At 67.4% G+C, this 23,376-nt stretch carries 22 protein-coding genes; 13 read left to right on the forward strand and 9 right to left on the reverse strand.

From position 1 onward, the window contains the following. Positions 1–64 precede the first annotated feature (64 nt). From istB to ACTHMS_RS01305, 5 genes are all read right to left on the reverse strand, one after another. On the reverse strand, positions 65–841 hold the full coding sequence (gene istB / locus ACTHMS_RS01285) for an IS21-like element helper ATPase IstB (protein ID WP_440304868.1): 777 nt from the start codon (positions 839–841) through the stop codon (positions 65–67). Beyond that, on the reverse strand, positions 838–2,337 hold the full coding sequence (gene istA / locus ACTHMS_RS01290) for an IS21 family transposase (protein ID WP_440304869.1): 1,500 nt from the start codon (positions 2,335–2,337) through the stop codon (positions 838–840). Before istA ends, istB begins: the two co-directional genes overlap by 4 nt. A 504-nt stretch (positions 2,338–2,841) precedes the next feature. Continuing rightward, complete coding sequence (locus ACTHMS_RS01295; protein ID WP_440304870.1) at positions 2,842–3,375, reverse strand: very short patch repair endonuclease; 534 nt, start codon at positions 3,373–3,375, stop codon at positions 2,842–2,844. Between the two features lie 8 nt (positions 3,376–3,383). Then, positions 3,384–4,673 carry a DNA cytosine methyltransferase gene (locus tag ACTHMS_RS01300; protein WP_440304871.1) on the reverse strand — a complete coding sequence of 430 codons (1,290 nt, stop codon included), beginning with the start codon at positions 4,671–4,673 and terminating at the stop codon, positions 3,384–3,386. Positions 4,674–4,979: 306 nt separating this feature from the next. Beyond that, positions 4,980–5,687: a hypothetical protein gene (locus tag ACTHMS_RS01305; protein WP_440304872.1), complete on the reverse strand. Its 708-nt coding sequence runs from the start codon at positions 5,685–5,687 to the stop codon at positions 4,980–4,982. A gap of 134 nt (positions 5,688–5,821) precedes the next feature. Between ACTHMS_RS01305 and ACTHMS_RS01310 the strand changes: the two genes are divergently transcribed. From ACTHMS_RS01310 to ACTHMS_RS01335, 6 genes are all read left to right on the forward strand, one after another. Next, positions 5,822–7,219, forward strand: a complete 1,398-nt coding sequence (locus ACTHMS_RS01310) for a ParB N-terminal domain-containing protein (protein ID WP_440304873.1) — start codon at positions 5,822–5,824, stop codon at positions 7,217–7,219. Between the two features lie 5 nt (positions 7,220–7,224). Then, positions 7,225–9,048, forward strand: a complete 1,824-nt coding sequence (locus tag ACTHMS_RS01315; RefSeq protein ID WP_440304874.1) for a DEAD/DEAH box helicase — start codon at positions 7,225–7,227, stop codon at positions 9,046–9,048. A gap of 190 nt (positions 9,049–9,238) precedes the next feature. Continuing rightward, positions 9,239–9,850: a protein NO VEIN domain-containing protein gene (locus ACTHMS_RS01320; RefSeq protein WP_440304875.1), complete on the forward strand. Its 612-nt coding sequence runs from the start codon at positions 9,239–9,241 to the stop codon at positions 9,848–9,850. 993 nt (positions 9,851–10,843) lie between these two features. Then, positions 10,844–11,032, forward strand: coding sequence for a hypothetical protein (locus tag ACTHMS_RS01325; protein WP_440304876.1), 189 nt, complete (start codon positions 10,844–10,846; stop codon positions 11,030–11,032). Positions 11,033–11,090: 58 nt separating this feature from the next. Further along, positions 11,091–12,035 carry an ATP-grasp domain-containing protein gene (locus ACTHMS_RS01330; RefSeq protein ID WP_440304877.1) on the forward strand — a complete coding sequence of 315 codons (945 nt, stop codon included), beginning with the start codon at positions 11,091–11,093 and terminating at the stop codon, positions 12,033–12,035. Beyond that, positions 12,010–13,809 carry an ATP-binding cassette domain-containing protein gene (locus tag ACTHMS_RS01335; protein WP_440304878.1) on the forward strand — a complete coding sequence of 600 codons (1,800 nt, stop codon included), beginning with the start codon at positions 12,010–12,012 and terminating at the stop codon, positions 13,807–13,809. Before ACTHMS_RS01330 ends, ACTHMS_RS01335 begins: the two co-directional genes overlap by 26 nt. A 24-nt stretch (positions 13,810–13,833) precedes the next feature. Here ACTHMS_RS01335 and ACTHMS_RS01340 read toward each other — a convergent pair whose 3' ends face one another. Together ACTHMS_RS01340 and ACTHMS_RS01345 are read right to left on the reverse strand one after the other, a co-directional pair. Beyond that, positions 13,834–14,622: a hypothetical protein gene (locus ACTHMS_RS01340; RefSeq protein WP_440304879.1), complete on the reverse strand. Its 789-nt coding sequence runs from the start codon at positions 14,620–14,622 to the stop codon at positions 13,834–13,836. Beyond that, complete coding sequence (locus ACTHMS_RS01345; protein WP_440304880.1) at positions 14,619–15,911, reverse strand: hypothetical protein; 1,293 nt, start codon at positions 15,909–15,911, stop codon at positions 14,619–14,621. Before ACTHMS_RS01345 ends, ACTHMS_RS01340 begins: the two co-directional genes overlap by 4 nt. Before the next feature lie 135 nt (positions 15,912–16,046). Here ACTHMS_RS01345 and ACTHMS_RS01350 point away from each other — a divergent pair, with 135 nt between their 5' ends. The 6 genes from ACTHMS_RS01350 (at position 16,047) to ACTHMS_RS01375 (ending at position 20,846) form a co-directional block, all read left to right on the forward strand. After that, complete coding sequence (locus ACTHMS_RS01350) at positions 16,047–16,709, forward strand: endonuclease/exonuclease/phosphatase family protein (RefSeq protein WP_440304881.1); 663 nt, start codon at positions 16,047–16,049, stop codon at positions 16,707–16,709. A 209-nt stretch (positions 16,710–16,918) separates the two neighbouring features. Beyond that, the gene (locus tag ACTHMS_RS01355) at positions 16,919–17,200 is read left to right on the forward strand and encodes a helix-turn-helix domain-containing protein (RefSeq protein ID WP_440304889.1); all 282 of its coding nucleotides are present in this window, start codon (positions 16,919–16,921) and stop codon (positions 17,198–17,200) included. Continuing rightward, positions 17,187–18,443: a type II toxin-antitoxin system HipA family toxin gene (locus ACTHMS_RS01360; protein ID WP_440304882.1), complete on the forward strand. Its 1,257-nt coding sequence runs from the start codon at positions 17,187–17,189 to the stop codon at positions 18,441–18,443. The genes ACTHMS_RS01355 and ACTHMS_RS01360 overlap by 14 nt, the downstream gene beginning before the upstream one ends. 126 nt (positions 18,444–18,569) lie before the next feature. Then, entirely contained in the window at positions 18,570–18,761 is a 192-nt protein-coding gene (locus ACTHMS_RS01365; protein ID WP_440304883.1) for a hypothetical protein, read from the forward strand. 365 nt (positions 18,762–19,126) lie between these two features. After that, on the forward strand, positions 19,127–19,348 hold the full coding sequence (gene vapB, locus ACTHMS_RS01370) for a type II toxin-antitoxin system VapB family antitoxin (RefSeq protein WP_440304884.1): 222 nt from the start codon (positions 19,127–19,129) through the stop codon (positions 19,346–19,348). Positions 19,349–19,367: 19 nt separating this feature from the next. Continuing rightward, positions 19,368–20,846 (forward strand): hypothetical protein, encoded by a 1,479-nt coding sequence (locus ACTHMS_RS01375; RefSeq protein WP_440304885.1) that lies wholly within the window; start codon positions 19,368–19,370, stop codon positions 20,844–20,846. 31 nt (positions 20,847–20,877) lie between these two features. Here the strand turns inward: ACTHMS_RS01375 and ACTHMS_RS01380 are convergent, their stop codons facing one another. Together ACTHMS_RS01380 and ACTHMS_RS01385 are read right to left on the reverse strand one after the other, a co-directional pair. Then, positions 20,878–21,267 (reverse strand): type II toxin-antitoxin system VapC family toxin, encoded by a 390-nt coding sequence (locus ACTHMS_RS01380; RefSeq protein ID WP_440304886.1) that lies wholly within the window; start codon positions 21,265–21,267, stop codon positions 20,878–20,880. Then, positions 21,264–21,530 (reverse strand): type II toxin-antitoxin system Phd/YefM family antitoxin, encoded by a 267-nt coding sequence (locus ACTHMS_RS01385; protein ID WP_440304887.1) that lies wholly within the window; start codon positions 21,528–21,530, stop codon positions 21,264–21,266. The genes ACTHMS_RS01380 and ACTHMS_RS01385 overlap by 4 nt, the downstream gene beginning before the upstream one ends. A gap of 219 nt (positions 21,531–21,749) precedes the next feature. Between ACTHMS_RS01385 and ACTHMS_RS01390 the strand changes: the two genes are divergently transcribed. Further along, the coding region (locus tag ACTHMS_RS01390; RefSeq protein ID WP_440304888.1) for a beta strand repeat-containing protein at positions 21,750–23,376 on the forward strand (1,627 nt) is incomplete at its 3' end.

The raw sequence follows: 23,376 nt of genomic DNA on the forward strand, positions 1-23,376 counted from the left end.
TGTCAACGGCCAAGTTGTGGTCCCCGCTGGTGGCCAACTGAAAGTCCCCACTCCTCGCGGGTGATCACTTCTTTTTCGAGGCGGTGTCTCCTCTCGTGCGGGCTTGTTTCATGCGGTAGCTGTCGCCGTTGGTGACGACGGTCTGGCAGTGGTGGAGCAGCCGGTCGAGCAGGCTGACGGCGGTGGTGTGTTCGGGCAGGAACTTGCCCCAGGACTCGAAGGGCCAGTGCGAGCCGATGCCGAGCGAGCGGCGTTCGTAGGCGGCGGCGATGAACCGGAACAGCAGTTGGGTGCCGGTGTCATCGAGCGGTGCGAACCCGAGCTCGTCGATGACGATGAGGTCGTTGCGGAGCAGCGCCTCGATGACGCGGCCGACGCTGTTGTCGGCGAGCGCCCGGTAGAGGGTTTCGACGAGCTCGGCGGCGGTGAAGTAGCGGACCCGGTGGCCGGCCTCGACGGCGGCGACGCCGAGGGCGACGAGCATGTGGCTCTTGCCGGTGCCGGCCGGCCCGATGAGGCAGACGTTCTCCTTCGCCCTGATCCATTCGAGGGAGGCGAGGTAGTCGAACGTCGCGGTCGGGATGGAGGACGCGGCGACGTCGAAGTCGGCGAGCCGCTTGGTCACCGGGAACGCGGCGGTCCGCATGCGGGTGCGGGCGTTGCTCTCGTCGCGGGCGGCGATCTCGGCCTCGACCAGGGTGCGGAGGAACTCCTCCGGTGACCAGCGTTGCGTCTTGGCCGTGACCAGCAGTTCCGGGGCGATGCGCCGCATCGCGGCCATCTTCAACCGGCGCAGCCCGTCGTTGAGATCCGGCGCGAGCGGCGGCGGCGCGGTGCTCACGACACGTCACCGCCGATCGCGTAGTCCGACAGCGGCCGGGTGGGGACGGTCGGCAGGGTGAGCAGCAATGCTTCGCCGGCCGGCCGTGGGACCGGTGCGGCGCCGCCGGCGGCGAGGATCGAGCGGACGTCATCGGCGCGCCACCGCTTGAACTCGACCGCCCGGGCCAAGGCGGCCAGCAGCGCCGGCTCGCCGTGGGCATCGAGCAGCACGAGGATCTGCTCGAGCTCGCTAGGCAGCTTGCTGACGCCGGCCGCGGCGGCGCCGAGCAGAAACCGTTCGGCGACCTCGCCGAGGGCGAGGAACCGTTGCTCGGTCGCCGTCTTGGCCCGTGGTGCCCTGGTCGGCTTGTCCGGCCGGGTGCTGCCGTAGTGCTCGTCGAGGATGCTGACCTCGCCCGGGGCGACCACGGCGTGGTCGGCCACGATCTCGCCGCTGAACCGCTCGACGACCTGCACCCGCCCTTGGGCGATGGTCAGGGTGACGGTGGCGCCGATGAGCCGGTTCGGGACCGAGTAGCGGGCCGACCCGAACCGGACGCAGGACAGCTTGTCGACCTTGCGGGCCACCGGGCGGACGCCGATGCCGTCGGGCCGCAGCGAGGGCAACTCACCCAGCAACGCTCGTTCCTCGACGAGCCGCTGCATGGGGATCGCGGCGATCTCCGAGTGCACGACGGCGTTCACCTCGGCGCACCAGGTCGCCGCGGCGCCGTTGCCCGCGGTCAGATCCTCGACACTGACCCCGGTCGGGATCATCAGGTCGCGCTTGGCATAGCCGACCAGGTGCTCCACGATCCCTTTGGATTCCGGGTCGGCGCCGTTGCAGAAGTCCGGCCGGAACCGGTAGTGGGTGGCGAAGCGGACGTAGTCCGGCGTCGGCACCACCAGGTTGGCGACCACGCCGCCTTTCAGGCAGCCCATCCGGTCGGCCAGCACAATCTTCGGGACACCGCCGAGGGCGTCGAAGCACTCGGCCAGCAGCCCGAGCGTGGTGGTGGCCTTCTCGTCGGCGGAGAAGCGGACGAACCGCCACCGCGACCAGGCCAGCACCGCGCAGAACACGTGCAGCCCGTCCTGCACGCCCCAGTCGATCACCAGCGTGTCCCCGGGCGTCCAGACCGCCGGGCGGCGGCCGCGGTGATTGCCCTGTCGCCACAACGCTTTCTGCGCCGCGACCAGCCGGCGGAAGTTCCGCGCCGACCCCTCGTAGCCGGCCGTCCGGGCCTCCGGCAGCAGCCGCTTGGCGCTGATCCGCGCCTTCGTGTCCGCGACCTTCTTCGCGACCAGATCCTCGAAGCCGTCGTAGTTGTGGCCGCGCTCCCTCCGCCCCGTCGGCGCGGTCGTGCGGCCGTCGGTGCCCTCCATGAGCTGGTGGCGGATCAGGATCCGCTTCACCGTCTTGTGGGTCGTGCCGCAGACATCCGCGGCACCCCGCAGCGTGCCCACCTCGCGGTAGGCAGCCACTACATCCATCTCTTCCCTCGCGTTCTTCAATAGAGGTCCCCTGCGCGGTGTGGTGACTTCGGTTGGCACCAGCACCGTCACCGCGCAGGGCCTCTCACCCTGGGCAGGACACGCGAGGAGTGGGGACTTCTAACTGGCCACCAGTGGGGACCGCGATCCGGCCACCAGTGGGGACCTTTTCATGGCCACGGACACGTCATATGCCGAATTCGAGGACAGCCCAAGGTGGTAACTGCTTTGACCACTGAGTTCCTGTCCTTGCTTCGTACAGCTCGGTTGCTCTTCTGACTTGGTCAGGCGACATGCCTTAGTGGCGGAGCGGGGCACTGTGCCCACGCAGTAGTCGGGTGCCGGCTGTCCTGCGATGCCGAAGTGATCCGATTTGTCTTACTCGAACATTGAACCGGACCCGTGATGTCGGCCGTTGTTCGACTCCTCGGATTCAGACCGCAGATATACCCTCTTCTGCGATGAGCCGGCATGGGATTCCGGCGCCCGCGTGTCCGACTTCCCTCCGGGGAATTAAGCGCGCTACTATGGCCGCGCTGCTCGACGAACTGGCTTAGCGGCCCGGACTAGCCTGGCTATCCGTGCCGCGGCGTCAACCGCGTCTTCGTGCTCCCACACACGAATTACCGTCCAGCCCTCGGTCATCAGGCGACGGTCGGTATCAGCGTCGCGCGCTTTATTGCGTTCGATTTTTTCGGCCCAATACTTGGAATTAGCCTGCGTTTGCCGCCGTCCATGATCCGGGCACCCATGCCAGAAACACCCGTCAATGAAAACGGCGATCTTCGCCGAGCTGAAAACGATATCCGCGCGTCTGCGCAGATTTTGCAGGGGCGGCCGATCGACACGATAACGAAGGCCCATAGAGTGTAAGGCTCTGCGAACGGTGAGTTCTGGCTGTGTGTCCCGCGTGCGTTGCTGCTGCATGCGCGAGCGAACTCCTGCGCTGCTCGCATACGAGGATGCCTCGGAACCCTCGCGCCTGGTCCGCGTACTCACGGCGGGCCTCCCGGCGGTATGGGAAATGGCCGCGCTGGCTCGTGAACACCTAGGACTCATCGGCCGGCCTAGCTGACCTGGGCGCGGCTCCGCCGACTGGCGAAGGCGAGGTGGCGCAGGTGCCCGTCTTGACCACGGAAGGCTCGCCACTCACCCAGCACGAATGCGGCTTCGCCTCGTACCGTTCTCACGGTAACCTCGAAGTCCCGATCGAGGTTCTGGACGGCGCGTGTGACCTCATCGGTCGTCAGTCGACCACCCGACAATTTGGCGATGCGCGCGGCAGTCAGGGGCGTGGCCGCCGACCGCAGCGTTCGATACACCGGGTCATGAACGACCGCCTCCGCGGGCGGCCGCTCCACCGGCGCGCCCTCCTTCCGTAGCGCTGCGGCGATGGACGTACCGACGGCTCGAGCTACGGGCGGGGGAAATGCGTTGCCGATTTGGCGGTAGCGCGCGGTCTTGCCGCCGAGGAAGTGCCAGTCGTACTCCGCTCCGTACCAACCCTGTAAACGCGCCGTCATGTCGACGGTCAGCTTCGGTAATAGAGTGACTGGTGCCTCCGCGCCAGGTGCCATGTTCGCGATCCCGAGCCCATCAACGCCAAGAGCTCGCCACTGAGCTCGAGCTCGCGTCGGCCCGAGGTCCGGGCCGCCGTGCTTTTTGCTGCCACCTACCAAGGTGGGCGCGATCCCGTTGGCGCGCCTCGCCCACTCCTCCGCACCGCGCCAACCGTTCGCTGCCATAAGGTCATACAGGCGTGTTCCCACCGTGTCGGTAGCGGGCTTCGGCTCCGGCCATCTGAAGTATGGAGCGTGCTCCGGTCGAAGCCCTACAAGTACGAATCGGGGTCGAAGTTGAGGGACGCCGTAATCCTTGGCCTGCAGAATCTGCCACGCTGCTAGGTAACCGAGTTCTGACAAACGGTCAACAACTGCCTGCCGATAACCAGAAAATTTTGTGCTGGCCAGACCCGCCACGTTCTCGAGGAGGATGGCATCAGGCTGCATCTGTCCCGCCGCCTCGACGGCCCATGCGAACAGATCGCGTTCGTCGGAGGAACCTAGCTGCTTACCTGCCACAGAGAACGGCGGGCATGGCACTCCGCCGGCCAGCAGGGACACGTTCGGGTGCTCGGCCGGAGTCCAGACCCTCTCGTCCGCGACGTCGCCCACTGCCACATGAGGCTGGGCAACCGCGTCATCCTCCTCGGCTAAACGACCGAGGTTGTATCTGAGCGTGGAGGCCGCAGTCGGGTCTAGTTCAACCGCGAGGCGATGACGAAACCCGGCCAGATGGAGACCCAAGGACTGGCCGCCCGCTCCGGCGCAGATCTCGACGACGCTCAGATCACTCATTCGGTCTCCTCGGTGCGCGGTTGAAGTTATCCTGCCCTACGGCGGGGCACGGCCCGCTCAGCCACACCGTCGAGACAGCCTCGAATCGCCCAGGCGTACGATACTGGCGATCACCTGGATGATCGTTAGCCAGGTCGGCACCACCGACCTTCAGTTAGATCAAGGCGCACTCCTTGACCAGTCCAGCTCGCGCGGGCATGTGCGGACGCGTGGCGCTAGGCCCTTGGGGCCGTGCGCCGCTGAACGATCATCCCCGCACCGTGGTGCCGACGCTCGTGCACCGCCGGTGCCGGGGATGATGCTCCACTAGTCGATCGCTAAGCCAACGTCAGAGCCCAGAGTTAGCTGATGCTCGAGATCAGCTCTGAGCTCGGCAGGTAGGCGCGACACGCCGTGCCAAACGACGTCGAGCCTACTTGGCTGCCTCCGACCGCGTTTCAACCAATTTACGAGCTGCCGCCTCTCGTCCGGCGCTAGTGCGTTCAACTGCATCAAAAGCTCGGCCAGTTCAGCCTCGTTGCTACCGGCCCCCGCGTGGCAGCGTTTGCACTCGGTCGCGTAACCATCGGAGTACTTGCTATTGACTGCAGTCGTTGCTTGGTAAACAGCCAAAACCGCTGTCTGAAGCGGATCGTCAGGATACGGCTCGGCCGCACCGATGCCGCAGACGACGCACAGATATCCATCGCGCGCCATAATGGCTTGCTTCTCTCGAGCAGAGAGAGTTCTCCGAAAGCCAGCCGATCGACGTTGCTGGGGGTCCCAAACCGGTACGCCAACGCTTTCGAATCGTTGTTCTTCGGGCAACAAGGTGGCATCTTCATTGCTTGCGCGAATGACCCATCCGTAATCGCGCAGGTCGCGAATCCGGCGGTCGGCCTGCGATACGCCCGGGAACGCTTCGCGCAGATCCGCCTTTGTAAAGGTGTTGCCTGCGCCAACCACCTGCACTAACCACAGGGCGCCGCGGATCATAGTGCCGACGTTGATCGACGGATCGTTCCAAGGTGGCATCGACATCTCGGCGGTACTCCTGTCACAACAGTTGGGACGTGTCGAGCCGGGCGCCGGTCGCGGGGCCTGTCATCATGACTGTAGGCGCTCGGCGGTGCGCCCGTCCGGTGTGCCGGGCCGATCAAGGAGACGAGTTGGACGCAAACTTCGGCATCCCGCCGCAGAGTGACGAAGCGGCAAGGCTGATCGGCCAGCGGCTTGCTGCCGCCAAGAACGACGACGGCGCCCGGATCACGATTGAGTGGCGAGGCGAGCAACGCCACCTTTACGTCGTCTCAGTGCCGCTCGCGATCCTCTATCTCAACCCAGATACCCATCGGGTCCGAGCCCAACGCACGCTCGACCCTGATCGCAACGCCGTGCTGAACCGAGAGCCGTGGAGCGAGGAGGCGCAGGAATACCTGGCCCATCTCCTGCGAAGTCGGCCGGCTAATCCAGGTCAGGTGGACCCTGATTTTGTTCAGCTGAGGGAAGAGCTCGAGGAATCGGGGCAGAAAGAGCCGGGGATTATTACCCCGCAGGGGATCCTCGTCGATGGGAACACGCGTTGTGTCGCTTTACGGGATCTCGGGGCTAAGGACATCAGGGTCGGCGTGCTTCCTCAAGACACCGACCGGCGCGACATCAACAATGTTGAACTCTACTTACAGCTACGCCACGACAAGCGTCGCGAATACTCCTACATCAACCGCTTGATTGCGATTGAAGAGGAGCTGAGTCTAGGTGCCCGAGAGGAAGACGTAGCTCGAGCGTTTAACATCAAAATTCCCACCCTGCGGAACGACCGTGGTGTGTACGCTCTGATTCGGGATGCCATCTCGAGAAGTGAAGGCGCGAACGGTGTGCGCTTGCGTTGGACTGACTTCGAAGAGCATCAAGAAAAGCTGCGGGAGCTTCAGCGCGATTACGCGAAGCTCGCGAAGAGCAACCCCGACGGCGCAGAGCAGCTCAGGGAGTCGAGGCTGGCGCTTGTTGTCCTGAATTTTCCGAAAACGTCGCTGCGAAACGCTAATGAGGATTTCTACACGAGATACGTTGAAGAGCGCTTGCCCGAGCGGCTCAGGCCGGACGACACAGAAGCTGCTTCTGCAGTTAAGATCCCTGGTCTGGCCGGAGTTAGCGTGAAGGACGCCGCCGTCGCCGCACGGCGAGCGCGGCAGCTAACAGACTTGCTCCTCCAGGCCAAGGCGGCTTCCCTCGACCTTCAGAAGCCGAATGAAAAGGCCGCAATGATGATTGAAGAGGCTTCGCGCGTGATAGGAAGCGCGGTGCGTCTCGCGAATCAATCGGCGGATCTTAACAAGCGCAAAGGGGCTGTGCAGGAGCGTCTCTCGGAAGCTGCTGATTATATTAAGCAGTGCACGAGTGAGTTCGCGGAAGCGAAGGCGAAGCGCGCTCTCGATGAGGAGGCATTCGACGAAGCGCTGCTAACGCTACGCGAGAGTCTGTTCATGCTGGCTAGGCAAGTCGGGCGTACTTTCGGTGATTCAGGGGAAGGTGTCGCCTGGCTGCTCGATGCGTCTCGAGTTTGATGGCGATGGGCGGCACCGAGCCAAGCCTTGCCTTACGTATGAGCGATGTAATCTCAAAGGCAAGGCTTCAAGTTCGCCGCGGTCTAGAGGGCGATCTGCAAGGACTTTCCCTTCGATTCACCTCCGGGATTCGAATATCGCCGACCGTGCTCGAGGTGGAAATAGATGACCTGATAACGAATCTCCGTGGCTTAAGCGAGTGGCCCTACCCGGATGACGTGACGTGGGACGACCAGCTAGCCGCTTTGGCAACTGACTCAGTGCGGGACGCGGAGGTAGTCGAAGCCGAGCTGGACGGGCGCGCCAGCGGAGAGATGCTCAGTGCTGACGCTGTCTGGAAGGTCTTGGGCGACTCCTGGGTCGGAGAACTTACTTCATTCCAGCGGCGCGACATTGCAAAGCTGCTCAGCTTGAGACATGGTGCGAACTTCTCGGTGCCTGGTGCGGGCAAGACTCGAGTCGGCCTCGCGGTCTACCACGCGGCTCGTCGGCGTGGAGAGCTGAACCGACTTCTGATTGTTGGGCCCAAGTCTTGTTACGAGTCGTGGCGGGAAGAGAATGCGGTGTGTCTCCGAAGCCCGCTTCGTATGCAGGTTCTCGGTGAAACGATCGATCCCTCGGCTGAAGCCCTGATAGTCAACTACGAGCGCCTTCCGCAATCGTTGCACATGTTGGGAAGGTGGTTAGCATCGGGCGCCTCGATGTTGCTGCTTGACGAGGCGCACCGCATGAAGCTTGGAGCAACCGGTGCGTACGGCGCAGCCTGCCTTGCGCTCGGTCCCCGGGCGCAACGTCGAGTGATACTCACGGGTACACCTGCGCCGAACGGCATACGAGACTTAGAGAATCTGTTCAGCTTTGTCTGGCCGGGAAGCGGGAGGCAGCGCGTCATTCGGGCGGTAGCGGACGGCGACCTAGCTGCGGCGAGTCGCACTCTACGGCCCCTATTCACGCGCACAACGAAGGCAGAGCTAGGACTACCACCGACGTCAATGTTCATCCGACCTATCCCGCTGCCACCGCTTCATCGCGAGATCTACGACGCCCTAGTGGGGCAATTTTCTGCTCGGGCTCAGGAGCACGTAGGTGACTTTAACGCGCTGGGCCGTGTAGTTATGTACCTTTTGATGGCTGCGACTACTCCAGCTCTTTTGAATATCGGCGGGTCGAAATATGACGCATTGTCGTTCCGGGTGCCTCCCCTCCGGGTGCCCGAAAGAACACCGCTTTATGAGCTCATGGAAGATCTTCCAAATTACGAGTTAGCACCGAAGTACAGAGAAGTGCTGGCAATCGTTCAGGCGAATGCTGATGCGGGGCGTAAGACTCTCGTCTGGTCGACCTTCGTCAGGAACCTCACGACTCTTCAACGCCTGCTAGCGCGGTTTTCCCCGGCGATAGTGCACGGAGGCACGCAAGACCGCGAGAAGCAACTCAGGCGGTTCCGCTCCGACCGAGATTGCATGGTGCTCCTCACCAATCCCTCTACGCTGGGCGAAGGCATTAGCCTTCACCATGAATGCCATGACGCTGTGTACGTCGACCGGGATTTCGCGGCAGGACGCTTTATGCAGAGCGTCGACCGAATTCATCGGCTCGGTCTACGCGCCGACACGATAACCCGGATAAGTGTGCTTGCGTCCGAAGGCACGATAGACGAGGTCGTTGCGCTGCGACTTCAACAGAAGATCAACTTCATGGGCGGAATTCTAGACGACCCTGCCGTGCGCGAACTGGCTGATCTCTATGACGAGCCGGCCATAGGGGAGGGACTCGACGACCTCGACGTGCAAGCATTGATGAGGCACGTAAGTGGCCATACCGCCTGAGCCGATTCTTCGCGGCGCGGTCCGTTGGCTCGAGCGACTGCCGAGCGGGGGACGCCAGCGTCTGAGCGCCCTCTTCGCTACGAGTAGGGAATTCAACGATCTCACACCCACTCAGTACGAAGTTGCGTACGAGTGGTTGGGTCGAGCAGGGCTGCTCGGGGAAGTGCGCTCGAGGATGCAGCCCCGAGAGATGGTGTTCACCGCGGCCCTTGAAAACGAGCCGCCTCCTTGGGTTCACGATGCCGATTTGCTCATCCGGGATCCGGATGACCTGCCGACAGACGCTCTACGGGCCGCCGAGGTGCTCGGCCTCGATCCCGAGTCGGCTCACGGCTTGTTGGCTGCGACTTGGCGCAAAGTTGATACGTCGGAGCGAGAGCGAGTGGGGGCGGCTGGAGAAGCGACATTAGTTGCTTTCTTATCCCGTTCTCTCGTTGGGCAAATCGATCACGTCTCGCTTCGAAACGACGGTATGGGGTTCGATGTGGCCGTCATAGGCAATTGTAGCCATATTGCGCACCTTGAGATCAAGAGCACGACTCGGCGTCGGTTATCCATATTTCTGTCGCGTAATGAGTTCGAGGTCATGTTGCGTGATCCGTTGTGGGAACTCGTCGCGGTTCGATTGTCCGCCGACCTCGAGTTGCGCGAAGTTGGGACTGTTCCTCGGGATTGGGTACGTGGTAATGCTCCGATTGACCAGGATGGGGCCGCCCGATGGGAATCGGCTCGCTTCGAGGTGCCCGAAGATGTGATCCTCCCGGGAATCCCGCGCTTGTGCGTCTCGGGCAACCGGATCTGAGACGGCGGCGACGGCGTGATCATGGGCGAGTTGGTCGGGTCTTCGGCGCCGGCGCTGAACGGCAGAAATCCGTGCCACGTCCGATGGTCTCGACCCCCGCTTACCGAGGTGTGACGACGCGGCCGGCAGGCGGAATTGAACTAGACACGGAATTGATCGGCCCTCTGGCCAATGGGAAGGCCTCGGGTGACGGTCATCCCGGGTGGCTGATTAGCGGTCGGACGGCGTCGAGCACCGACGCGTCGTCGATCGCCGAGGGCACCGCCTCGTCGTGCGCGTCCGCGATACCCCGCGACGTGCGGCGAAGGATCTTGGCTCAAGGGGGTCGCGCCGTCCTTGCCGGTGAGTTCGGCCCGGCCCCCTAAGTCGAGGATCTGCACATCCCAACCGCCTCGGCACGGTCGGCGACCCACCTTGAAGGCAGCGTTGTCGAGGCCTCGCAGGTTGGCCGTGATGGGTCAGCCGGTCTCGGTCTGCCGCCAGCGGTCGAGGACGGGCACGCCGAGTTGTTAGATGGCCCAGTGCCGTGCCGCGGGCATTGCGTCGGACATTGTGATGTCGATGCTGATCTGCGAAATTCGAGCTGTCGAAGCAGCCCAAGAGCATTGGTTCGCGATGTTGGCCGCCAAGCTCGCCGACCGCATTTCGCTCTCCTCGGTCGTGTTGGAGACGGGCCCAACGGACACACGGATACGTACAACGCGAAACGCTACTATCGACTCGGTACTCGCTCACGCGCAAACACCGGGAGAGCGCGGAACGGGGTCGAGGACGCGTCTGTCCACGGCTCTGATCGTTGTGATCGATGCGTCACCGACATCGAACGGGCCAGCGGGTTGTGTCCGGCGCTGCGCGGGTTCTCGCGCCAAGGCACGCTCCGCAGGCTCACAGGCGCATGTATGAGGGACGGTACGATCGAGAAGTATCAGGCCCGTGCCTTGATCCTCTTCTCCGGTGCCGGGCACCCGCCCGGCCTGACGAGAGGAGGGCGTCATGCCCGAGCTTCCCTTCGGTCCGGTTGCCGGCCGATTCACCCGCACGCACGAGGGCTACGTGCACCCGACGCGCCTGGACGCGTGGGAGCGCTCCGTGATCGCGAGCATCCCGCAGATGCGTCCGCCGCGCGGCCCGGGCGGGTCGATCTCAGGCAGCGACGACGGCTGGGACGACTGCGACGAGTAGTCGACGCCGAGCAGATGACAGCCCCCGGACGGTCAGGAGAGGAACGGCAATGCAGCGCATGGCAATTGTGACGTTGGAGGGCGACCTCCACGCGTACGTGATCCAGCACGCCCTGGCGACCCGCCACGGTGTCGAGGTGGCCATCGTGGCGGCCGATCGGATCCCGGCCGCCGGGGGACTGTCGTGGAGCAGCGACGGCGACGGCCCGACGACCGTGCCGACCGAGGACGGCGGCACCGTCGACGTCGCCGAGCTCGACCTGGTGTGGTGGCGCCGCTGCCACGGACACCCCGAAGTGCCCGATCACGTCACCGACCGCGCGATGCGGCAGCTCGTGATCAAGGACGGCCGCGCCGGGCTGCGCGGCACATTCCTCACCGCGTTCCGCGGCACCTGGCTCAGCGACCCGTACGCCACCGAGCGCGCGCAGAACAAGCTCGTGCAGCTCGAGCTCGCGCAGCGGGTCGGGCTCACCGTGCCGCGCACGCTCATCAGCAGCGACCCGGCGCGCATCCGCGAGTTCGTACGTTCTCAAGGGGGAAGGGTCGTCGCCAAGACGCTCACCGGCGTGCTCGGCACCGCGCTCGAGGCCGGCCGCGTCGAGCTCGACAGCCTGACGAACGACGCCGAGATGCAGCTGTCGCCGACGGTCTACCAGGCCGAGGTGCCCGGCACCGACCACCTGCGCGTCATGGTCTTCGGCGAGCGCGTCCACGCCGCCCGCATCAGCAGCAACGTGCTCGACTGGCGCCTGGACGGCGACAAGCTGGTCGAACCCGTGCAGCTGCCCGCCGACCTCGAACGGCGCCTCATCGCCGTCGTCGTCGGGCTCGGCCTGCGCATGGGCGTCTTCGACCTCAAGATCACGCCGAGTGGCGAGCCGGTGTTCCTCGAGGTCAACCCGCAGGGACAGTTCCTCTTCGTCGAGGGCATGTGCGGCATGCCGCTGGGCGACGCCTTCGCCGACTTCGCCGCCGATGAGCTCGCGCGCGTCCGCGTCTGAGGCGTCGCTCGGCCGGGCCCTCGTGTGCGGCGTCGGGCTCTGCCGCCGGCACGCGCACGGACTGTTCGACGCGCTCATGCTGACGCAGCTGCTGGACGCGATCGCGCTGGTGCTGCTCGTCCGCGAGGTCTCGGTCGTGACGACGCGGGTGCTCGGCTCGGACGGGCGGCTGCCGGCGGCGCACACGTTGGTGTGGCCGGCTGTCTTGCTCGGTGTCGCTGCCGCCGTCATCGGCTTGTGCGCGGCGGCGCAACCGGCGTTGCAGACGGTGCTCGGCGAGCGGCTGTCGGCCGCGACGACGCAGGAGCTGTTGACGGCGGCCGGCGGACTCGAGCTCGCCGACTTCGATCGGCCCGAGGTGCTCGACCGGCTCAAGCGGGTGGAGTTCGGCGCGTTCATCCGCCCGGCGCAGCTCGCGGCCGGCCTGGGCATCACGCTGAGCGGACTGGTCGGTGCGCTCGCCCTGGCCGTCGCCGTCGTGACGCTCGCGCCGTGGCTGGCGCTCGTGGCCGTCGTCGCCGCTGCGCCGTTGTGGTGGGTGGCGCAGCGCGACGGCGCGCAGGCGTACCGGACGGTGCGCGGGCTGACCCGGCTCGAGCGGCGCCGCATGTACCTCGCCGGACTGCTGACGCGGCGCGAGCACGCGGCCGAGGTGCGGTGCTTCGACCTGGCGCCGACGATCGTGCGCCGGTACTCGGCGTTGTCGGAGCAGCGGCGGCGCGAGGTCACCGCCACGGCGCGCGATCGGATGGTGCGCCAGCTCGGGGCGCGGCTGGTCGGGGGAGCGCTGCTGCTCGTCGGGCTGCTCGTGCTGGCGTGGCTGGTGCACCGCGGGTCGGCGTCGCTGGCTGCCGCGGTGGCGGCGGCTGCTGCCGGTGTCGCGTTGCGGACGCGGCTGGCTGACGCGGCGTCCGGGCTGCGGCAGATGCAGGAGGCGGCCGAGTTCCTCGTCGACCATGCGGCATTGGTGTCGTCGGTGCCGGATCGTCCGACGGTTGTTGACGGCGGCGATCCGCTCACCGAGGTCGAGCTGCGCGGGGTCACCTTCACCTATCCGGGCCGGACGACGCCGGCGCTGCGCGGCGTCGACCTGACGCTGCGGGCGGGGGAGATCACCGCGCTCGTCGGCGCGAACGGCTCGGGAAAGTCGACGCTCGCCGCGGTGGCTGCCGGCCTCTTGGCGCCGAGCTCCGGGCGCGTGCTCTTCAACGGATCGCTCAACGCGGACGCGTGGCGAACGCAGTTCGCGGTGCTGCGGCAGGACGCCGGCCGGTACCAGGAGAGCCTGCGCGACAACGTCGCCTTCGGCGCGACGCACCGCGAGGTGAGCGACGACGAGGTGCGGTCGATGCTCGACGCGGCGGGTGCGTCGTCACTGCTCGACGCGCTCGGCGACGACCTCGGCACGCTGCTCGGCGCCGAGGTCGACGGCGGTCGTGAGCTGTCCGGCGGCCAGTGGCAGCGCGTGGCGCTGGCACGGGTGCTCTGTCGTGGCGGCTCCGTGTTGATCCTCGACGAGCCGACGGCGCCGCTCGACCCGTTGGCCGAGCGGGATCTCGTCGCTCGGCTGCGTCGGTCGTTCGCGGATCGTGCGGTTCTGCTGATCACCCACCGCATGGCGGCGGCGCGGCAGGCGGATCAGGTGGTCGTGCTGGATGGTGGCGTGATCGTGCAGCGAGGTGAGCCCGGCGTCCTCGTCCGACAGTCAGGTCAGTTCGCCGAGCTCTGCGCGGCCGAGGACGCCGTCTGGAGGTCCGACCCTGTCACCGTGTGACCGCGCCGCCGCGGGCGCGTCGCCCTATTCGCAGCCCCAGCAGACGCCGGTCACCGACATCTCGTAGCCGTGGACCGGGCAGATCTCGCCCCGTCGCTCGTCCTTCTCCTTGCCGCCTCCTCCGCCGGCGATGTAGTCGGGCAGGTAGACGATCCGGGGTTCGGCGCCGGTGAAGCCGACGTAGGTCATGCCCGCCCAGGCGGTCGCCTTGCCGGCTCGGGTGACCGCAACGTAGGTGCGACTGTTGGGGACGAAGATCGTGTCGTACTCCACCTGGTTGAGCAGCCGTTCAAGTTCCGGTCGCGTGTGATGCGGTGCGCCGAGGTCGTCGAGCGCCGCCGCGAGCGTGTTGTGGTACGTCCGGCCCTCGCCCGCCAGTTCGCGCTGACACCAGCTCGCACAGACGGCGAACGACGCTCGATCTGAGCCGCTCGCCTCGACGAGGTCGATGGCGCGGACATGGGGGCAGTCCGGGAGATGCAGCTTCCCGCCGGAGACGGCGCGGTACAGCGGCACGGCGGGGTCGCCGGGTGTCGGCATGCTGGCGAGCACCTGATAGCTCGCGTCGACCAAGGCGCGGCGCACGGGTGTGGGCACGTCGGCGAAGCCCTCGAGCGCTGCGAGCATCGCGCGCTCGGTGTCGAAGACCTGGTCGAGCACGCCGGCGAAGTCGAGTTCCGCCGCCTCCCGAGGCTCGGCCGCGGCGGGTCGCCCGTCCCACTCCTTCCAGCGCCTGTCGTCGATGAGGCCGCTCAGCGCGGCAGGCGTCACGGCCCAGCGCCGCCCCTCGATGACGGCGGCCTCGTCCTTCACGGCAACTCCTGCTGGGCGGGAAGCAGCGCGTGCTCCGGCTCGTCCAGGGCGGCCTCGGCCGACTTCGCGCGCCGCTCGGCCGACCTCCTGGCGTAGGCGGCCGCGACCCGATCGCCGCGGTCGAATGCTGCGTCGCGCGCACGATCCCCGATCTCGCGAGCCGTGCCGAGGCCCTCCGAGCCCGCTTCCCGAGCCGACCGAGCGAGTTGCCGAGCGGCACCCGCCCACGTCGTCGACTCGAACGGCTTGACTGCTGATTCGATACCTAGCACCTCGCGGGCGGTGACGACCGACTTCGTCGCGCTGGTGCCGGCGCGCGCGATCAATGCGGCAGGACCCGGATGGAACAGGACTTTGCTGTTCGAGAGGCCGAGCGTTGCTGCCAGGCGATGCAGCAGGTCGTCGGTCGCGTGCGCGATGGCATCGAGTCGGCGCTGACGGGCCGCCAGCAGGCCGGCCCGATGGCGGTCGAGAGCCTCGCTGCCTACGTCCAGCACGCGCTCGATCTCGAGCACGGCGAAGGCGTCCTGCAGTTGGAAGCTCCGAGCCAGGACCGCGAGCCACTCGCGGACCTTCGGCTCCGCAGCCGCGACCGATTCGGCGACGTCCCGCAGCTTTGGCTTCGTCTCGATCTTGTCGACGAGCGCGTCGATTTGCCGGAGGGCATACGCCTGCACCGACGCCAGGATCTGCGGGCTCGTCTGCACCTTGGACCAGGTGACCTCCGAGACGTGACCGGTGTGCTCGCGGATGACCATCGCCTCGTCGAGGACGAGCCCGACGCCGATCATGTCTGCCAGCATCGCGTCCTTCTGTGCACGAAGCACGTCGTCAACCTTCTCGTCGATGACGACGAGGTAGTCCTTGATCTCGTCGATCGCCTGCTGCATCGCCAGTTGCGTCATCATCGCACCGACGTTCGTCAGGACGGCCGGATTGGTGAGCTTCGTGCCAGGCCCGTTCACAACCTTGAGCCAGGACTTGCTCGCGCCCGCCTTCCCGATCATCGCGTAGCTGATCCCCGCTTCGCCGGTCTTCGTGAGGCCGCCAAAAGACTTGATCTTCGCGGCCGATTCCTTCGTCAGCTTGAGCCAGCGGCCGGATTCCGCGGAGATCTGGCCACCGGCCTGGACGGCCGCTCCCATGGTTGGGAGAAGCCTGTTCAGCTTCGGAGTGGCCGGCCAATTCGCGGGCAACGACTGTTCCTCGAGGAAGCTCTCGATGTCGGCCGGGTCGCCACGCAGCAACAGGCCTTGACCGTCGCTGATCAGCTCGATCTCGCCGCCCATGTTGCCCCCGCGCATGTCGGTTTCGTCGGTCTGACCTGACGCTAGATCATCGAGCCTGTGCCCGCGTGCCGAAGGCGGGCGAGCTTGCGGCTCCTCGGCGAGCGATGCCTCCTTCGTCGCTCTAGCGTTCCTTCGGTGGAACTCCGCATCGCCAGCTGGAACATGGAAGGGCGCTGGTCCGCGCGGCACGCCGCCCTGATCGAGCAGTTGGACGCAGACGTCCTGCTCCTGACGGAGGTGCACCGCGATCTCGATCCGGTGAGCCTCGGCTTCCATCACTCGACCCCGATGATGCGCCCGCACAAGTGGTGGGCGGCGATCGCGTCGCCACGGCCGATGGCGGCGCTGCCCGATCCACACCCGGCGTCGGTCGCGGCGGACGTCGACGGCGTGACGTTCGTCTGCTCGATCCTGCCGTGGCGTGGAGCCAGCGGCGAGCCCTGGCAGGGGAGTGCACATGGCGAACGCACCGAGACCGCTGTCGCTGCGTTGACCGGCGTCCTCGAGCGACGCCCGCTGGTCTGGGGTGGGGACTGGAACCACGCCATGAGCGGGCTCGAGTCGGCGGGGAGCCGGCGCGGACGCCGGTCGATCCAGTCCGCGCTCGACCACGCCGGCCTCGCCGTGCCGACCGCGGACCTGCCGCACCGCATCGAGGGCTTGCTGTCGATCGACCACATCGCCGTGCCGCAGGAGTGGACCTTGCTCGACGCGGAACGCGTCGACGCGACCGGCCTGTCGGACCATGACGCCTATGCCGTCCACGTGCGCCTCCCGCACAGCGTCGAGACCGGTTGACGGCCGTCCGACCCACGCGCCGGGGAGCGCGGTCGCGCGCGCTGGCGCGCCTCGCCCGACACCGCACCGACCTCCAGCACGCCGACGCGGCGGGCGGAGATTGCGAGCATATCAACCCATCGCAGCCGTGTGATGATATTCTCGCAAATGGAGATGTGATGATATCCGCGCGTGAGGGTTGGTGATCAGTGGCGAAGCGATGGGCGCGCGTGCTGTCCGCCCAAGATCTCGGGCGATTCCTGGGTGACCTGCGAGCCGAGCGTGGCTTGACCCAGGCGCAGCTCGCCGACGAGCTGGGCATCAGCCGCCGGTACGTCTACGAGATCGAGTCCGGCAAGCCGAGCCTCTACAGCGACCGCCTGTTCGCCACCCTGCGCCTGCTCGGGGCGCGTCTCACCGTCGAAGCTGAGGTCGACGACGGGCCGGTCGAGGTGGTCGACGATCGACAGCGAAGCGTCTTGGACGGCGAGGCGAGGCATGGCACCCCGTGAGCCGCTGGCCGTATGGCTCTACGGCACGCGCATCGCCACGCTCGCCGAGACCCGTGACGGCCGGCTGCAGCTGCGATGGACCGACGATGCGTACGACCGTTGGGGCGACGGCTCGCGGGTGATGTCCCACCTGCTGCCGCTGTCCGTGCCGACCAGGACGCCACACGCTGCACGGGTGAAGGTGTTCCTCGACGGACTGCTGCCTGAGGGCCACGCTCGCGTCAACCATGCGATGGAGGCCGGTCTCCGGCCTGAAGACACCTTCGGGCTCATTGCTCGCTACGGCCGCGACACCGCCGGCGCGTTGGTGTTCCAACCCGCCGACGAGCCCTCACCCCTGCGGGTCGGCAGCTACCGGGCGCTCGACGAGCGTGAGGTGGCGCAACGGCTGCGCGACGCCCATCGGCATGCACCTGGTCACGGCACCGACGCCGGGCGCGATTCGAGCATGCTGGCCGGATTGCAGCCGAAGATCACGCTGCACCGCGCTGACGACGGCGCATGGCAGGCCTGCGTGGACGGCGCACCATCGACCTGGATCGTCAAGGTCGCGCAGGCCGCTGACGGCCCGTCAGGCGATGTCGTCGACACCGAGGTGTTCAGTCTCGACCTCGCACGCCGTGCCGGCATGGCGGCGGCCCACGCGCAGCTCCACGTCTTCGACGGTGTGCGCGCGATTGCGGTGCGCCGCTACGACAGAATCCAGGCACCTGACGGGTTGCGTCGGGTGCATCAGGAGGATCTCGCCCAGGCGCTCGGGCTGAACACCGACGACCCGCTGCGGAAGTTCCAGCGTGGCAACACGATCCCATCGCTGCGCGCTGCCGCCGAGGTGCTCCGGCGGGGCGGTTCCGAGCCCGACGACCTGGTGCGCCTGACGACGCTCAACTACGTGCTGGGCAATATCGACGCGCACGCGAAGAACATCTCGTTCCTGCGTCACGACGACGGCACCGCCACGTTGGCGCCGGCGTATGACATCGCGATGCATCTGCATCACGACGACGAACAGCATCGATCGGCGTTGGACATCAACGGCAAGGTTGACTACGCCGACATCACCCCCGACGACCTCGTCAGCGAAGCACGTTCCTGGGGCATGCCCCTGCGTCGAGCGCAGCGGACGGTCGACGACACCGTCGAGGCGCTGCGCGCCGCGCTCGGCACGATCGATGTCTCGGAACATCCCGGTGTCAGCGAGCGGGCTGTGAGCACGGTCGTGAGCCGGCTGCCTCGGTCATGAGCCGCGACAGGCACGCGACGGCTCGCCGCCGACCAGCGCGAAGTTCGCGCCGGCTGGGAGGAGCGGATCAAGGTCCGGCGCGGCGGCACAGCCTGGCGGCTCGCTGACCTCATCCTGCGGCAACCGGTGCTCGACGCTGCCATCGTGGCGGCGGAACTCGGCATCGACACCGGCAACGTGAGCCGCGTGATCGCGGCGCTCGTCGAGGCGGGCGTGCTGGCAGAGTTCACCGGCTTCCGGCGTAACCGGATGTGGCAGTCGCGCGAAGTGCTCAGCGCCCTCGATGACTTCGCCTCACGCGCCGGCCGCCGCCGGTAGCTCACCGTATGCGCCGCGCGGCTGTCGGTGTGCCGACTGTCGCACGCTCGCGGACTTCCTCGCGTCACCGGATCAACAGGTGCAGCCGTGGCCACTCGCCGAGCAACGGCGCAGGCACGTCCACGAGCGGCTCGATCGGCACGAACTGCCGGTGACGCACCGGACGCGGAGGACGGGCCGTCCGCACACCTTGGTGTTGACGAAGCGGGCGTCGTTGTTCGATGAGGAGGCACAGGCTCGGGCAGCCGACAGCACCGACCTCGCCTGGCTCGAGGATTATCTTGACCGCGCGAAGCCTCGCGCTCGCAGACGGACGCACTGACCAGGGCGGCGTCGCAGGCAGCCCCGCTATCGTCTGATCCCACATGGCCGACATCGTCATCCGCGACGTCCCTCCGGACCTCCTCGCTGCGGTCGACGCTCGCGCGTTCCGACTGGGTCTGTCGCGGTCGCAGTATGTGTGTCAGCTACTCGCCCGAGATCTTGCGAACGACGTGGTCGAGGTGACGGATGACGACCTCCGACAGTTCGGCGAGCGATTCACCGATCTCGGCGATGACGACCTGATGGCAACAGCGTGGCGCTAGTCGAGCGGCTCGACGCAGCATGATCACCTGGCTCGTGCTGGCGCGCGATGTGAGCGACAGCGTGTCCGTGCAGGGCGAGGCGCAGCTCGAGGCCGCGATGATCCTCGACTTCGACACGGGCCTGGTGCGCGGACTCGCCATCGAGACCGATCAGGCCGCCGCGCTGGAGCGGGCAATGACCGACGCCGTCACGCGGCCGGCAGCTGAGTTGCCACCTGGTCGGCCGACGCAGGTGCTGTGCGACCGCGCCCTACGGCCGGCCGTGCGAGCCGCGCTGATGGCGGCGGGTGTCGGCGGCGTCGTCGTGCAGGAGACGCCGCCGAACGAGGAGGCCGACGCGATCTTCGAGTCGTTCCTCGCGCACATGACCGGCCGCCCGCAGCCGGTCGAGCCGCCCCGTACCGCCGACTGGGAGACGCTGCTCGCCGCGGCGCTCGCCTTCCGGCGGGCCGAGGTCTGGACGCGGTGGAGCGACGAGCGCGAGCTCGCCGTCGAACTGCAGCTCGCCGACGTGACCGCGGAGTTCACCGCGATCGTGATGGGGCAGGCCGGCGTCCAGCACGGTCTGGCGGTCTATCCAGGTGACGAACTGCCGGCGTACCTGTCCGCCGAGCCGGGCGAGGAGGAACCGCCGCCGGGCACGATCCTGCTGTTCCTGGACGCACCAGCCGAGGTGCCGGCCGACGTCATTGCCCGCGCAGAGCGCTACGGGTGGCCGGCGGGCGACGACCTCGTGCCGTTCGTCATCGTCTACGGCGACGGCGGCCCGACCGAGGTCGGCCGCGAGGACGCACGGCTGCTCGCCGCCGTCACGGCCGCGGTCACCGCCTTCGACGGGCGCGGGCCGGTGTCGGCGTCCGCCGGCCCGGTCACCGGCTCGGCCAGGGTCGGCGACCGCCAGACGATCCGCTACCGCGCCTGGCACCGCGCGCGCCCCGACGAGTCCGGACCACAGCTGCGGATGACCATCGCCGGGCACGACCTCGTGCGCCCGGGACAGCCGGTCACGCTCGGCCATCTCGCGTGGGACGCGTTGCCCTATCTCAGCAGCGAGGCCGCGGTCTACCGGCCGGCGCCGAGCGACGCGCCACCGCCCCGCGGCGACGAGGTGCCGTTGATCGTCATCCACCCGACGCAGGGCGACGGCCCGCTGCTCGCCGCGAAGGTCGCCGAGCTCGACCCGTACGGCGCGACGGCCGTCGACGCGCCGAACGGCGAGCGCGTGCTCGTGCTCGCCGGAGGCGGCGGATCGCAGATCCTCATGCAACTGGACGCGAAGCACCCCGCGCTGCTGGCCTACGAGCGCCGGCTGCGCGCGACGAAGGGGCGCAGCGTCGTCCTCGTCGCCGATGCGGAGTCGCGCACGGAGCGCGGCGGCATCTACGGCATGTTCGAGTGCCACCAGTCGCTGACGCCGCCTTCGAACACCCCGGCGACCCGGCACAAACCCACGGCGAAGGCGGCAGCTCGCAATCGGTCGGGCAAGAAGCGGCGCTGACCGACCGTGGGCGGCGCGACACAGCCGACGACTAGCGAGGGGCGAGCACGACCAGTCCGGCATCTGCGGCAACTGCAGCGAGCTCCCGGTCGTACGTGGCGATCTCGTCGACTCCCAGCCGGATCGCCACGGCAAGGTGCAGCGCATCGTGCGATCGCAGCGGGGTATGCGTTCCGGCGGCGATGAGATCGCCGCGGATCAGGTCGACCAGGTTGACGGTGTCCAGCACCGCGCGGACCGACGTCAGATCGATGTCGTCGGGGTGACGACCTGCGGCGCAGTGCAGTTCGGTGTGCAGCAGCCACGATGCGACGAGCTGCCGAGCGGAATCTGCCGACAGCGTCTCGACGAGCGCCGCGGACTCTTCCTCGTCGACGACCAACTTCATGGCTGCTGACGTGTCGAGATAGGTGATCGTCACCAGCGGCCGCGCGTATCGCTGATCATCTCGTCGGCCGTCCGGCCCGCGCGGCGGCGAGTGATCGCGCGCAAGCTCGCCAGGTCCCGGCGGGCGGGCCGCAGTTGGCCGCGCTGCGCCAGTGTGGCAAGGAGGTCCGCCGTCGGTGGCACGAGCACCGCGGCGACGTGCCCGTTGTTCGTCACCTGGATCGACTCGCCTGCCTCGACCCGCCGCAGGATCTCGCCGCTGTTGTTCCGCATCTCGCGGTGCGACACGGTGTCCATGTAGCACACTGTAGCAACCTGCTGTCGGTGTCGATGACGGACCGATCCGGCAGCCGAGGCCGGCCGGCCTTTTCGGGCCGCCGGTGAGCGGCGGACGTCCCGAATGGTGCGACCGCACCAACCCGCAACGTTCACCCGCCGATGTCTTGATCACCCGACATGCGCGGCGCTAGGGTTCGCGCGGCGGCGGGGGCCCCAGCAATGCCCAGGAGGGCTCCCTTGCGCAACCCCGCGCGCTCGTTGCGTCCGAAAACAGCCCTCGTCGCGGCGGTCACGCTCGCGATCACCGGCGTAGCCTTGCTGGACGCGAACCCGGCGGCCGCCGCCACCGTCCTCACCGTGACCAACCCGGCGGACGTTGCGACCAACTTCGGCGGCTGCGGCAACTCGTCCATCACGACAGGGTCCGGGCTCAGCCTGCGCGAGGCCGTCTGCATCGCGAACAACAACGGCACGACGCCGGTGATCATCGACGTCGCGGCCGGGCACTACACCCTCACCAACGGCGAACTGCAGGCCGGCAAGGTCTCCGGCTCGAACATCTCGATCGTCGGTGCGGGTGCGGGGTCGGCGGTGATCGACGGCAACGGCGCCTCGCGGGTGTTCGACCTCGACCCGCTCGCCGGTGGCGGCGTCACCACGTCGATCTCGAACGTCACCATCACCAACGGCGTGGACAACACGGTCGGCGGCGCCGGCATCCTCGCGGGCTCGGCCGGCCTGCTGCCGGTCGACTCGCTCACGCTCACCGGCGTGGTCGTGAGCAACAACCAGGCGGGCGGGTCGGCGCCGACGAACCCGAACCTGCCGGGCGCCGGCGTCAGCTTCCAGGGCGGCAACCTGACGGTCAGCGGCTCGACGTTCAGCGGGAACAACAGCCACAGCAGCATCGGGTCGGGGCTGTTCTACCAGTCGTTCACCGCCGGCGAGCACCTCACGGTCACCGGCTCGACCTTCAGCGGAAACCAGATCGCGGCGAACACCTCGTCCGCGTACCAGTCGGGCGGCGCGCTCGCCACGATCTCGTCCGGCACGGACATTGTCTCAGTGAGCAGCTCGACGTTCACGAACAACACGGCCACGGCCACCGGCTCGGCCACCGCGGTCGGCGGCGGTATCTACGCCCAGGGCGGCGCGCTCACCGTCACCGGCTCGACCTTCACCGGCAACACCGCCAGCGCCAGCGGTGGCGCGATCTACACGCAGGCCACGAGCAGCACGCTGCACTACAACCGCATCGTCGGGAACAACGCCGCCGCAGCGTCGGGCGTCGGCTCGACGGTGTCCGCCGGCTCGAACAACGCCACGGAGAACTGGTGGGGCTGCAACGCAGGTCCGGGCAGCACCGGCTGCGATGGCGCGAGCAGTGTCACGACGGCGCCGCAGCTAAGCCTGAGCACCAGTGCCAGCCCGTCACATGTGAATGCGGCGAGCGGCACGTCCACCCTCACGGCATCGCTGCTCACCGACTCGGCGGCCGGCAGCGTGTCGAGCAGCAACCTCGGCGCCTTCGCCGGGCTGCCGGTGTCGTTCGCCGACCCGCCCGGCGACGCCACCGTGACCTCGACGCCCGGCGCACACAGCGTGAACCTCAGCGCGGGCACGGCGAGCATCGACTACCACGCGAACACCACGCTCGGCCCGGACAACACGACCGCGACGTTCGACAACCAGAGCACGACGGTCATCCTCGAGGTGGACGCAGCGCCCGCCATCACCAGCGCCGACCACGCCGGATTCACATTCGGCACCTTCGACTCATTCACCGTCACCACCACCGGCTACCCGGCGGCCGGGCTGTCCGAGTCGGGAGCGCTGCCCTCGGGCGTCACCTTCCACGACAACG

Source organism: Jatrophihabitans sp., assembly GCF_051960575.1.
Taxonomy (GTDB): domain Bacteria; phylum Actinomycetota; class Actinomycetes; order Mycobacteriales; family Jatrophihabitantaceae; genus JBQCEE01.